At 72.2% G+C, this 12,053-nt stretch carries 12 protein-coding genes; 9 read left to right on the forward strand and 3 right to left on the reverse strand.

Annotated features, from left to right (window positions below; translation table 11 throughout):
* The first annotated feature begins 139 nt into the window (after window positions 1-139).
* On the forward strand, window positions 140-976 hold the full coding sequence (locus ACFXGX_RS41560; protein WP_384803146.1) for an isocitrate lyase/phosphoenolpyruvate mutase family protein: 837 nt from the start codon (window positions 140-142) through the stop codon (window positions 974-976).
* Between the two features lie 16 nt (window positions 977-992).
* Here the strand turns inward: ACFXGX_RS41560 and ACFXGX_RS41565 are convergent, their stop codons facing one another.
* Window positions 993-1,409 carry an SsgA family sporulation/cell division regulator gene (locus ACFXGX_RS41565; protein ID WP_384803179.1) on the reverse strand — a complete coding sequence of 139 codons (417 nt, stop codon included), beginning with the start codon at window positions 1,407-1,409 and terminating at the stop codon, window positions 993-995.
* 291 nt (window positions 1,410-1,700) lie between these two features.
* Here ACFXGX_RS41565 and ACFXGX_RS41570 point away from each other — a divergent pair, with 291 nt between their 5' ends.
* Window positions 1,701-2,807 carry a WD40/YVTN/BNR-like repeat-containing protein gene (locus tag ACFXGX_RS41570; RefSeq protein ID WP_384803149.1) on the forward strand — a complete coding sequence of 369 codons (1,107 nt, stop codon included), beginning with the start codon at window positions 1,701-1,703 and terminating at the stop codon, window positions 2,805-2,807.
* Between the two features lie 16 nt (window positions 2,808-2,823).
* On the opposite strand, the gene ACFXGX_RS41575 is transcribed toward ACFXGX_RS41570, so the two are convergent.
* Window positions 2,824-3,120: a YciI family protein gene (locus tag ACFXGX_RS41575; protein WP_384803152.1), complete on the reverse strand. Its 297-nt coding sequence runs from the start codon at window positions 3,118-3,120 to the stop codon at window positions 2,824-2,826.
* Between the two features lie 77 nt (window positions 3,121-3,197).
* Between ACFXGX_RS41575 and ACFXGX_RS41580 the strand changes: the two genes are divergently transcribed.
* Together ACFXGX_RS41580 and mmpA are read left to right on the forward strand one after the other, a co-directional pair.
* On the forward strand, window positions 3,198-3,887 hold the full coding sequence (locus ACFXGX_RS41580; protein ID WP_384803154.1) for an endonuclease V: 690 nt from the start codon (window positions 3,198-3,200) through the stop codon (window positions 3,885-3,887).
* A 115-nt stretch (window positions 3,888-4,002) separates the two neighbouring features.
* Window positions 4,003-4,149 carry a morphogenic membrane protein MmpA gene (gene mmpA / locus ACFXGX_RS41585; RefSeq protein ID WP_384803157.1) on the forward strand — a complete coding sequence of 49 codons (147 nt, stop codon included), beginning with the start codon at window positions 4,003-4,005 and terminating at the stop codon, window positions 4,147-4,149.
* 45 nt (window positions 4,150-4,194) lie between these two features.
* On the opposite strand, the gene ACFXGX_RS41590 is transcribed toward mmpA, so the two are convergent.
* Entirely contained in the window at window positions 4,195-5,367 is a 1,173-nt protein-coding gene (locus tag ACFXGX_RS41590) for a saccharopine dehydrogenase family protein (protein WP_384803160.1), read from the reverse strand.
* Between the two features lie 141 nt (window positions 5,368-5,508).
* Between ACFXGX_RS41590 and ACFXGX_RS41595 the strand changes: the two genes are divergently transcribed.
* The 5 genes from ACFXGX_RS41595 to ACFXGX_RS41615 all read left to right on the forward strand — a co-directional run bounded on the left by ACFXGX_RS41595 (window position 5,509) and on the right by ACFXGX_RS41615 (window position 11,931).
* Entirely contained in the window at window positions 5,509-5,889 is a 381-nt protein-coding gene (locus tag ACFXGX_RS41595; RefSeq protein ID WP_384803163.1) for an MmcQ/YjbR family DNA-binding protein, read from the forward strand.
* 152 nt (window positions 5,890-6,041) lie between these two features.
* Window positions 6,042-7,178: a CaiB/BaiF CoA transferase family protein gene (locus ACFXGX_RS41600; RefSeq protein WP_384803166.1), complete on the forward strand. Its 1,137-nt coding sequence runs from the start codon at window positions 6,042-6,044 to the stop codon at window positions 7,176-7,178.
* 142 nt (window positions 7,179-7,320) lie between these two features.
* Window positions 7,321-8,463: an acyl-CoA dehydrogenase family protein gene (locus tag ACFXGX_RS41605; protein ID WP_384803169.1), complete on the forward strand. Its 1,143-nt coding sequence runs from the start codon at window positions 7,321-7,323 to the stop codon at window positions 8,461-8,463.
* A 22-nt stretch (window positions 8,464-8,485) separates the two neighbouring features.
* Window positions 8,486-9,700 carry an acetyl-CoA C-acetyltransferase gene (locus ACFXGX_RS41610; RefSeq protein ID WP_384803172.1) on the forward strand — a complete coding sequence of 405 codons (1,215 nt, stop codon included), beginning with the start codon at window positions 8,486-8,488 and terminating at the stop codon, window positions 9,698-9,700.
* 38 nt (window positions 9,701-9,738) lie between these two features.
* Window positions 9,739-11,931 carry a 3-hydroxyacyl-CoA dehydrogenase NAD-binding domain-containing protein gene (locus ACFXGX_RS41615; RefSeq protein WP_384803175.1) on the forward strand — a complete coding sequence of 731 codons (2,193 nt, stop codon included), beginning with the start codon at window positions 9,739-9,741 and terminating at the stop codon, window positions 11,929-11,931.
* The last annotated feature ends 122 nt before the right edge of the window (window positions 11,932-12,053 follow it).

The raw sequence follows: 12,053 nt of genomic DNA on the forward strand, positions 1-12,053 counted from the left end.
GGCGCGGGCGGGCCCCCCCCCCGCCCCCCCGCGCCCCCGGTCCCGGGGGCCCCCGCCGCGCCCGTCGTGCACCCGGCTCCCCCGTACATGTCGGATTCCTGCCGGCTCCCCTCGCCCCGGTCGTGCTTGGGTTGACCCCATGACCGACACCGAGCGACTCCGCGGCTCCGCCCTCGCCTTCCGCGCCCTGCACGTGCCCGGCCGGCCCCTCGTCCTGGCGAACGCCTGGGACGCGGTGAGCGCCCGGATCGTCGAGGACGCGGGCGCCGCGGCGGTGGCGACGACCAGCGCGGGCCTCGCCTGGACGCTGGGAGCGGCGGACGGGGACCGGCTGGACAGGGAGGACGCGCTCGCGGCCGTCGCGCGGATCACCGCCGTGGTCCGGGTGCCGGTCAGCGCGGACATCGAGAGCGGGTACGCGTCCGACGCCACGGGCCTGGGGGACACCGTCCGGGCGGTGCTCGCGGCGGGCGCGGTGGGCGTCAACATCGAGGACGCCCTGTACGAGGAGGGGGCCGGGCCGCTGCGTCCGCGGGCGGAGCAGGCGGAGCGCATCGCGGCGGTCCGCGCGGCCGCCGACGCGGCGGAGGTTCCCCTGTTCGTCAACGCCCGCATCGACACGTTTCTGCGCGGCGCGGGCGGAGTGGAGGAGACCCTGGAGCGGGCCGCCGCCTTCCTGGCGGCGGGAGCCGACGGGATCTTCGTCCCCGGAACCGTCGATCCGGCGACCGTGAAGGCGCTCGTCGAGGGCATCGAAGGCCCCCTGAACATCCTGGTGGGCCCCGGGGCGCCGTCCGTGCACGAGCTGGCCGCACTCGGCGTGGCCCGGATCAGCGCGGGGTCGAGCATCGCGGCGGCGGCGCACGCCCTGGTCCGGCGTGCCGCGCGGGAGCTGCTGGGCACGGGGACCTGCGAGAGCCTGACCGGCGGGTTCGACTACGCCGGCCTCAACGCCCTGATGGGACGCGCCGGCTGACGGCACCCGCGCCGGTTCAGCAGGTGCCCCGCATGAGCTCCGCCAGGTCGTGGTCCAGGTCCACCTGGAGGTGCTCGAGGCCGACCGGCACCAGCTCGGTGGTCTGCTGGAGGAAGGTCCGCACCTCGCCCGAGCGCACATGGATGACGGCGGTGCCCTCGGGGGCGTGGAACTCCAGGACGGTGCGGTCGAAGCCGTACGGCCGCACCCGTACGTCGCCGTACCCCACCGGGTCCTCCAGGCCCGACACCAGCAGTTCCCGGGCGAAGGTCCAGCAGACCTCGATGCCTTCGAGCGTTGCGGGGGCCGGGAATGTCATGCGGACGGCGAACGGGTCGGTCCGGTCGTAGTGCAGCGTGGCCGGAATGCTCGGCATCCGCGGCGCGGCGGCGACGAGGCGGGCCTCTACGGGCTGCTCGATGGCGGTGGACAACGCCTTGCTCCCTTGTGACGGCTGGACGAACTCCGGGCGGATGAAGCCGGTCAATTGAAGAGACGGAAGAATGACCCGGCGCGTGCACCTCTGACCCGAGTGACCTCTGTCACCGAGGTCATGCACCGGGAGATCCACTTTCCCCGATCGTGGTGATCCTTGTCGGAGATCGCGGTGATCCCTTTCCGTTCCGCACGCACCCGACACCGAAGAGGACACCCGGGCGGCCCCCGAGGTTCCCGCCGGAGGCCATCTGGACGCGATCGGGGGAGTGGACTAGCTTCGCCCGCCATGAGGGGCTTGGGGAAGACGAGACGCAGGGGCCGTACGGTCGGCGTGGGTTCGGCGGCGGCCGCACTGGCCGCGGCGCTGGTGGTGGCGGTACCGGCGGTGGCCGCGCCCGCGCGGACGCACGAGCCGGCGCGGACCCCGCACTGGGCGCTCAAGGACACCGGCACGGACGCGCGCCTGCGCGGACTGTCGGCCGTCGGCCGGGACACCGCGTGGGTGGCGGGCTCGAAGGGCACCGTGCTGCGCACCACCGACGGCGGCACGGTCTGGCGGAACGTGTCGCCGCCCGGCGCCGCGGACCTGGAGTTCCGCGACATCGAGGCGTTCGACGCCCGGCGTGCCGTGGTCCTGGCCATCGGCGAGGGCGAGGCGTCCCGCGTCTACCGGACCGAGGACGGCGGCGCCACGTGGACCGAGTCCTTCCGCAACACCGACGCTCACGCCTTCTACGACTGCCTCACGTTTCTCGACCGGCGGCACGGTCTGGCGATGAGCGACCCGGTGGACGGCAGGTTCCGCATCCTGTCGACCGGCGACGGCGGCCGTACCTGGAAGGTGCTGCCCGGCGACGGCATGCCCGCCGCCGAGGACGGCGAGGCGGGCTTCGCCGCGAGCGGCCAGTGTCTGGTCGGCTCGGGACCCCGCGACGTGTGGCTGGCCACGGGAGGCGGGGCGCACGCGCGCGTGCTGCACTCCGCGGACCGCGGACTGACCTGGACCGCCACCGGCACCCCGGTCCCCGCGGGCGACCCGGCGCGCGGCGTCTTCGCCCTCGCCTTCCGCGACCGCGTCCACGGAATCGCGGTGGGCGGCGACTACCGCGCCGACCAGCCCTCACCGCGGGCCGCGGCGATCACCCCCGACGGCGGCCGCACCTGGACCACCGCGGACCGGCCCCCGCCCGCCTACCGCTCCGGCGTCACCTGGCTTCCGCACAGCCGCACCGCGGCCCTCGCGGTCGGCCCCACCGGCACCGACCTGACCACCGACGGCGGCCGGACCTGGCGCACCCTCGACACCGGCTCGTACGACACCGTGGACTGCACCCCGGACCTGGGCTGCTGGGCCTCCGGGGAGAAGGGACGCGTCGCCAGGCTGGAGCGTTGAGCCGCGGGGAGGCTCCTCAGCCGAGGGTCTCGCGGTAGCGCTCCAGGCCCGGTGCCGTCTTCGTCGCCACGAACTCGGTGACGCGGTAGGCGCACACGCCCGCGGCGACGAACGGGTCGCCCGCGGCGATCTCCTCGATCCGCGCCCGGTCCTCCGCGACGGCCAGGATCACCCCGCCGTCGCGGGGATTCTTGCGCCCCGAGGCGAGGAAGGTCCCGGCCGCGTACTGCTCGTCCAGCCAGGCGACATGCGCCTCCAGGACGGCGTCGACGGCATCGAGCGGCGCGGTGTAGGACAACTCCAGCACGAACATGATCGCGACCCTACGCCCGCCGTCCGGCCGCCCGGTCTCCACCCGGGCGGGGACCGGCCCGTAGGCTCGTTCGCATCATGACGATCGTGAGCATTCCGGCGGGCTGGCCCGTCACCGAGGAACAAGCCCGGGCCGTACAGGACGAGTTGCGCGAGCGGGTGGTCCTCGACGAGCCGGGCCCGCCGCCCGGCACCGGCCACGTGACCGGCGTCGACGTCGCCTACGACGACGAGCGGGACGTCGTCGTCGCGGCCGCCGTCGTCCTCGACGCGGCGACCCGCGAGGTCGTGGCGGAGGCCACCGCCGTCGGCAGGGTCTCCTTCCCGTACGTCCCCGGACTGCTCGCCTTCCGTGAGATCCCGACCGTCATGGCCGCGCTGGACGCCCTGCCCCGCCCGCCCGGTCTGGTCGTCTGCGACGGGTACGGACTCGCCCACCCCCGCCGCTTCGGCCTCGCCAGCCACCTCGGCGTCCTCACCGGACTCCCTACGATCGGGGTCGCCAAGAACCCGTTCACCTTCTCCTACGAGGAGCCGGGCGCCCGGCGCGGCAGCGCCTCACCACTGCTCGCGGGCACCGACGAGGTGGGCCGCGCGCTGCGCACCCAGGACGGGATCAAGCCCGTGTTCGTGTCCGTCGGCCACCGCGTGGACCTCGGCAACGCCTGCGCCCACACCCTCGCGCTCACCCCGAAGTACCGCCTGCCGGAATCCACCCGCCGCGCGGACTCCCTGTGCCGCCAGGCTCTCCGGCAGGCGACGTCCTGACACCGCCCACCCGTCGCCCCACCCGTCGACCCGCCCGCGTACGTGCGCACGTGAGTACGGCTCCTGAGTACCCGTACGGATGTACGGCCGTGCGGCGACCGGCAGGCTGATCCGCATGACGACGCACCAGGCATCGAACCCCACCGCCGAACCCGCGCGGACCGACGGGCGCGCGGTGACGGCCGCGCTGGTCCTCGCCGTTCCGGCCGGCCTCGCCTGGATCGGCGGGATGATCTACACGGTGATCGCCTGGACGTCGTGAGGATCGCCCGATCCTCACGGTCGTCTCAGGCCCTGCGGGCACGGCCTAGCGCACCGCCGCCACCCGGAAGGTGATCCCGGCCGCGCTCAGCCGTTCCAGGAGCGCGTCGCCCATCGCCACCACGGGGGTGACCTGTCCGGACGTCTTCGGCAGCTCGTCGAGTGCCAGCGACAGGGCGGACTCCGCGAGCATCTTCGCCGTCTCGCCGTAGCCGGGGTCGCCGCCCGAGACCTCGGTGAACACGCGCCGGCCGCCGCCCTCGCCCACGAACCGCACCGAGAACCAGCTCTTCGCTCGGCGCTCGGCGCTCGGCCCCTCGCCCGGCTTGATCCGGTCGGACAGCCAGCGGCGCGCGGGCGGAACCTGGGCGGCGGCGAAGAGCGCGCTCACCCCGGCGATCCCGCCCAGGGCGATGGGCAGCCGCTCGACGGCCGCGTAGTGGCGGTAGCGGAAGTCCGGCCCGTACCGCGCCAGGGCCCGCGCCGAGCGCTGCACCACCTGGGCGTCGATCGTGGGCAGCGGCAGCGCCCACGCCCCGACCTCCTTGGCGAACCGCGGCGCCCCCAGCGGGGCCTCGACCCGCCGCCCCATCAGGCGCGGTTCGTGGTGCCTGCGTTCCCGCGCCGCGGCCAGCATGTGCCGGCCGCGCGCGAACTGGTTGAGGGCGGAGGCGAACGTGCCGCCCGAGAACATCGCCTGGGAGCGCACGAATCCCTCCACCCTCAGCGGCACGTCCTCCGGGAGCTGCCGAACGGTGAACCAGGCGCCCAGGTCGTGCGGGATCGAGTCGAAGCCGCAGGCGTGCACGAGCCGCGCGCCCGTCTCCCGCGCGCGTGCGTCGTGCCGCACGTACATCAGGTCCACGAACTCGGGCTCGCCGGTCAGGTCCAGATAGTCGGTCCCGGCGTCCGCGCAGGCGGCCACCAGATCCTCCCCGTAGGTGATGTACGGCCCCACGGTCGAGGCCACCACGCGCGCCTGCCGGGCGAGCTCGCCCACCGAGTCCGGGTCCGTCACGTCCGCCCGCAGCACACCGGGTGCGCCGCCGAGCCGCTCCCGCAGCCGTTCCAGCTTCTCGGCACTGCGTCCGGCGATCGCCCACCGCAGTCCCTCGGGCGCGTGAGCGGCCAGATATTCCGCGGTGAGCTCCCCGACGAACCCCGTGGCTCCGAAGAGCACGATGTCGTACGCGCGGTCCGGCTCGTTCATCCTGCTCATGACACCCTCCACCACTGTGGGCTGCGCTCGAACGTGCGGCCCGCGCCACGTCGTGCGCGAAGCGCCGTTGTCGGTGGCTGAGGCTAGCGTGAGGTACGAACAGCCGGACGACGAGGTGGTACGAACAGGCCGGAGGCAGCCGTGGCCGTGTCGCAAAACGCGCTGAAAAAGTGGCAGAAGGTGCGTGGATTCGCGCTCGGCCTGCCCGGCGCCTCGGAGGAGTTCCCCTGGGGCGAGACCGTCGCGAAGGTCAACTCGAAGGTCTTCGTCTTCCTCGGTCTCGACGACGGCAGTCACCCGCTCGGCGTCACGATGAAGCTCAAGGACGAGGCGGCGCACGCCCACGCGCTCACCTCGCCCGGCGCGGAGCCCGCCGGGTACGGACTGGGGAAGGCCGGCTGGGTGCGCGTACCCCTGGAGGAGCAGGGGGCCCCGGCGGCGGAGCTGCTGTGCGACTGGGTCGAGGAGAGCTATCGCGTGATAGCACCCAAAAGGCTGATAGCCGAGCTGGACCAGCGCTGATCGCGACGCCGGTCGGCGGTGTCGCCGATCCGGAGCCCGGTCCCGAAGCCGGAATTTAACTAAGCGCTTGCTCGTCAGGGGCTTGCCCGGAGTGGAACACGTTCTTAACATCACTGATGTCACATCAGTGGTGTCACAGTGCTGGGGGCTTGATGACAGCGACAGGAACGCCGGGGCACGGCCCCCTCGCCGGGGTGCGCGTGGTCGAGCTGGCGGGCATCGGTCCCGGCCCGTTCGCCGCCATGCTGCTGGCCGACCTCGGAGCGGACGTCGTCCGGGTGGACCGGCCCGGCGGCGCCGGGATCGGCGTCGACCCGGCCCACGACATCACCAACCGCAACAAGCGGTCCGTGCTCGTCGACCTCAAGGCCGGGGACGGCCCGTCCCGCGTCCTCGACCTGGCCGAACGGGCCGACATCCTGATCGAGGGCTACCGCCCCGGCGTCGCCGAGCGGCTCGGCGTGGGCCCCGAGGACTGCCGGGCCCGCAACCCGCGGCTCGTCTACGGCCGGATGACGGGATGGGGCCAGGAAGGCCCGCTCGCCCAGCGCGCCGGGCACGACATCGCCTACATCGCGCTCACCGGCACCCTCGGCATGATCGGCGACCCGGACGGGCCCCCGGCGGTCCCGGCGAACCTCCTCGGCGACTACGCGGGCGGCTCGCTCTACCTCGTCGTGGGTCTCCTCGCCGCCCTGCACCACGCCCGCGCCACCGGCACCGGACAGGTCGTGGACGCGGCCATCGTCGACGGCACCGCGCACCTCTCGACGATGATCCACGGCATGATCGCGGCGGGCGGCTGGCAGGACCGGCGCGCCGCCAACCTCCTCGACGGCGGCTGCCCCTACTACGGGACCTACGAGACCGCCGACGGCCGGCACATGGCCGTCGGCCCCCTGGAGCAGCGCTTCTACGACCGGTTCGTCGACCTGCTCGGCATCCCCGAACTCGGGCCCGCCCACAAGGACCCGGCCCGGTGGGAGGAACTGCGCGGGGCGGTCGCCGACCGCTTCAGGACCCGTACGAGAGACGAGTGGACCGCCGTCTTCGAGGGCAGCGACGCGTGTGTGGCGCCGGTCCTGTCCCTGCGTGAGGCACCCGGCCATCCGCATCTCGCCGCCCGGGGCACGTTCGTGGACCACGGCGGCATCACCCAGCCCGCCCCCGCGCCGCGCTTCTCGGTCACTCCCACCTCGGTCCGCGGCGGGCCCGCCCTGCCGGGCGCCGACACCGCGGACGTGGCCCGCGACTGGGACGTACCCGGACTGACGAAGGACGGCGGATGACGACATTCCCCCGGCCGCTCGTTCCCGGATTCCCCCGGCCGCTCGTACCCGGCCGGGGCCCGGCGCCCGCTCGCGCCCGCGTGAGCCCCGGTACCGCCCTCTCCGAAGGTTCCCGTACACACTCCAGGAAGGCGCTTCCCGCATGAAGCGGCAGATCTTCACCGCCGAGCACGACGCGTTCCGCGAGACCGTGCGCACCTTCCTCGCCAAGGAGGTGCTGCCCCACTACGAGCAGTGGGAGAAGGACGGCATCGTCTCCCGCGAGGCCTGGCGGGCGGCCGGGAAGCAGGGCCTCCTCGGACTCGCCGTGCCCGAGGAGTACGGAGGCGGCGGCGACACCGACTTCCGCTACAGCGCCGTGCTCGCCGAGGAGTTCACGCGCGCGGGAGCGGCCGGCCTGGCCCTCGGGCTGCACAACGACATCATCGGCCCGTATCTGACCGGCCTCGCCACCGAGGAGCAGAAGCGGCGCTGGCTGCCCGGCTTCTGCGACGGCTCGATCATCACCGCGATCGCGATGACCGAACCCGGCGCCGGCTCCGACCTCCAGGGCGTCACGACGCACGCCGAGGACAACGGCGACCACTTCCTGCTCAACGGCTCCAAGACCTTCATCTCCAACGGCATCCTCGCCGACCTGGTGATCGTGGTCGCCAGGACCACCCCCGAGGGCGGGGCGCGCGGACTGTCGCTGCTCGTCGTCGAGCGGGGCATGGAGGGCTTCGAGCGCGGCCGCAACCTCGACAAGATCGGCCAGAAGTCGCAGGACACCGCGGAGTTGTTCTTCAACGACGTCCGCGTGCCCAAGGAGAACCTGCTCGGCGAACCGAACGGCGCGTTCATCCACCTGATGACCAACCTCGCGCAGGAGCGCATGGGCATCGCCGTCGCCGCCATCGCCGGGGCCGAACACCTGCTGGAGATCACCACCGAGTACGTGAAGGAGCGCGAGGCGTTCGGACGGCCGCTCGCGAAGCTCCAGCACATCCGCTTCGAGATAGCCGAGATGGCCACCGAGTGCGCCGTCACCCGCACCTTCCTCGACCGCTGCATCGTCGACCACTCGGACAGCGAACTCGACGCGGTGCACGCCTCGATGGCCAAGTGGTGGGCGACCGAACTTCAGAAGCGCGTGGCCGACCGCTGCCTTCAACTGCACGGCGGCTACGGCTATATGACGGAGTACCGGGTCGCACGGGCCTTCACCGACGGACGCATCCAGACCATCTACGGCGGGACGACCGAGATCATGAAGGAGATCATCGGCCGCTCCCTGCTCGGCTAAACCCTCCTCGAAAGGCTTACCAGTGAGCACCGAAGCGTACGTGTACGACGCGATCCGCACCCCGCGCGGTCGCGGCAAGCAGAACGGCTCCCTGCACGGAACGAAGCCCATCGACCTCGTCGTCGGGCTCATCCACGAGGTGCAGCGCCGCTTCCCCGGCCTCGACCCGGCCGCCATCGACGACATCGTGCTCGGTGTCGTCGGCCCGGTCGGCGACCAGGGCTCCGACATCGCCCGGATCGCGGCCATCGCCGCCGGACTGCCCGACACGGTGGCCGGCGTCCAGGAGAACCGCTTCTGTGCCTCGGGCCTCGAAGCCGTCAACATGGCCGCGATGAAGGTCCGTTCGGGCTGGGAGGACCTCGTTCTCGCGGGCGGCGTCGAGTCGATGTCGCGGGTGCCGATGGCCTCGGACGGCGGCGCCTGGTTCGCCGACCCGATGACCAACCTGGCCACCAACTTCGTGCCGCAGGGCATCGGCGCCGACCTCATCGCCACCATCGAGGGCTTCTCCCGCCGCGACGTCGACGAGTACGCGGCCCTCTCCCAGGAGCGCGCGGCCGCCGCCGTGAAGGACGGCCGCTTCGAGCGGTCCGTCGTCCCGGTCCAGGACCGCGCCGGTCTCACCGTCCTCGACCACGACGAGTTCCTGCGCCCCGGCACCACCGCCGACTCGCTGGCGAAGCTGAAGCCGTCGTTCGCGGACATCGGTGAACTGGGCGGCTTCGACGCGGTCGCGCTGCAGAAGTACCACTGGGTCGAGAAGATCGACCACGTCCACCACGCGGGCAACTCCTCCGGCATCGTGGACGGCGCCTCGCTGGTCGCCATCGGCTCCAAGGAGGTCGGCGAGCGCTACGGCCTGACCCCCCGCGCGCGGATCGTCGCCGCCGCCGTGTCCGGCTCCGAGCCGACCATCATGCTCACCGGTCCCGCGCCCGCGGCCCGCAAGGCGCTCGCCAAGGCCGGCCTGACCATCGACGACATCGACCTCGTCGAGATCAACGAGGCCTTCGCGGCCGTCGTCCTGCGCTTCGTGAAGGACATGGGCCTGTCGCTGGACAAGGTCAACGTCAACGGCGGCGCCATCGCCCTCGGCCACCCCCTCGGCGCCACCGGCGCGATGATCCTCGGCACCCTCGTCGACGAACTGGAGCGCCAGGACAAGCGCTACGGCCTCGCCACCCTGTGCGTGGGCGGCGGCATGGGCATCGCCACGATCGTCGAACGCGTCTGACCTTCCCAACGGATCAAGGATCTACGGAGCATCCCCTGATGAGCACTGAGCCCACCACCATCCGCTGGGAACAGGACGAGACCGGCGTCGTCACCCTCGTCCTCGACGATCCCGACCAGTCCGCCAACACCATGAACGCGGCGTTCCGCGCCTCCCTCGCCGCGGTCACCGACCGCCTGGAGGCAGAGAAGGACTCGATCCGCGGCGTCATCCTCACCTCAGCCAAGAAGACCTTCTTCGCGGGCGGCGATCTGCGCGACCTCATCCGGGTCACGCCTGAGACCGCCCAGGACCTCTTCGACGGCGGCCTCGCCATCAAGCGCAACCTGCGCCGCATCGAGACCCTGGGCAAGCCGGTCGTCGCCGCGATCAACGGCGCGGCCCTGGGCGGCGGCTTCGAACTCGCCCTCGCCTGCCACCACCGGGTCGCCCTCGACACCTCCGGCACCAAGATCGGCTGCCCCGAGGTCACGCTCGGCCTGCTCCCCGGAGGCGGCGGAGTCGTCCGCACCGTACGCCTGCTGGGCATCGCCGACGCCCTGCTGAAGGTCCTCCTCCAGGGCACGCAGTACAACGCGACGCGCGCCCGGGACAACGGCCTCGTCCACGAGGTGGCCGCCACCCCCGAGGAACTGCTCGCCAAGGCCCGCGCGTTCATCGACGCCAACCCCGAGTCGCAGCAGCCCTGGGACAAGCCCGGCTACCGCATCCCCGGCGGCACCCCGTCGAACCCGAAGTTCGCGGCCAACCTGCCCGCCTTCCCGGCCAGCCTGCGCAAGCAGACCAACGGAGCGCCCTACCCGGCCCCGCGCAACATTCTCGCGGCCGCCGTCGAGGGCTCCCAGGTCGACTTCGAGACGGCCCAGGTCATCGAGGCCCGCTACTTCGTCGAGCTGGCCGCGGGCCAGACCTCGAAGAACATGATCCAGGCCTTCTTCTTCGACCTCCAGGCCGTCAACTCCGGCGCCAACCGCCCCAAGGGCGTCGAGCCGCGCCCGGTCCGCAGGGCCGCCGTCCTCGGCGCCGGGATGATGGGCGCGGGCATCGCCTACTCGTGCGCCCTCGCGGGCATCGAGGTCGTCCTCAAGGACGTGACGGCCGAAGCGGCGGCCAAGGGCAAGGCGTACGCCGAGAAGCTCTGCGCCAAGGCGGTCTCCCGGGGACGTACGACCCAGGAGAAGGCCGACGCGCTGCTCGCCCGCATCACGCCCACCGCCGACCCGAACGACCTCGCGGGCTGCGACGCCGTCATCGAGGCCGTCTTCGAGGACACCGCGCTCAAGCACAAGGTGTTCCAGGAGATCCAGAACATCGTCGAGCCCGACGCCCTGCTCTGCTCCAACACCTCCACCCTGCCGATCACCGCCCTCGCCGAAGGCGTCGAGCGGCAGGAGGACTTCATCGGGCTGCACTTCTTCTCGCCCGTCGACAAGATGCCGCTGGTGGAGATCATCAAGGGCGAGCGCACCGGCGACGAGGCACTGGCCCGCGCCTTCGACCTGGTCCGCCAGATCAAGAAGACCCCGATCGTCGTCAACGACTCGCGGGGCTTCTTCACCTCCCGGGTCATCGGGCACTTCATCAACGAGGGCGTGGCGATGGTCGGCGAGGGCATCGAGCCCGCCTCCGTCGAGCAGGCCGCCGCCCAGGCCGGCTACCCGGCGAAGGTCCTCTCCCTCATGGACGAGCTGACCCTCACCCTGCCGCGCAAGATCCGCAAGGAGTCCAAGCAGGCCGTCGAGGAGGCGGGCGGCACCTGGGAGACCCACCCGGCCGAGGCCGTCATCGACCGCATGGTGGACGAGTTCGAGCGCCCCGGACGCAGCGGGGGAGCGGGCTTCTACGAGTACGGCGAGGACGGCGGGCGCGGTCTGCTCTGGCCCGGTCTGCGCGAGCACTTCACCAAGCCGGGATACGAGATCCCGTTCGAGGACATGAAGGAGCGCATGCTCTTCTCCGAGGCGCTGGACACCGTCCGGCTCCTGGAGGAGGGCGTCCTGACCTCCGTCGCCGACGCCAACATCGGTTCCGTCTTCGGGATCGGCTTCCCGGGCTGGACCGGCGGTGTCCTGCAGTACATCAACGGCTACGAGGGCGGGACCGGTACGGGACCGGCCGCGTTCGTGGCCCGCGCGCGGGAGCTCGCCGAGCGCTATGGCGACCGTTTCCTCCCGCCGGCGCTGCTCGTCGAGAAGGCGGAGAAGGGCGAGCGGTTCGCCGACGCGTCCTGATCCGGGCCGACGCCTGATCCGGGCCGAGGAAAATAAAGGTAAAGATAAACAGGGGAGGGGCGACCAAGAGGGCAAAACCAAGAAAACCAGGGGGGGGAAGGGGGCACATGTCAAAAACCCCC

Origin of the sequence: Streptomyces sp. NPDC059371, from assembly GCF_042751995.1 — a bacterium.
Lineage (GTDB): Bacteria > Actinomycetota > Actinomycetes > Streptomycetales > Streptomycetaceae > Streptomyces.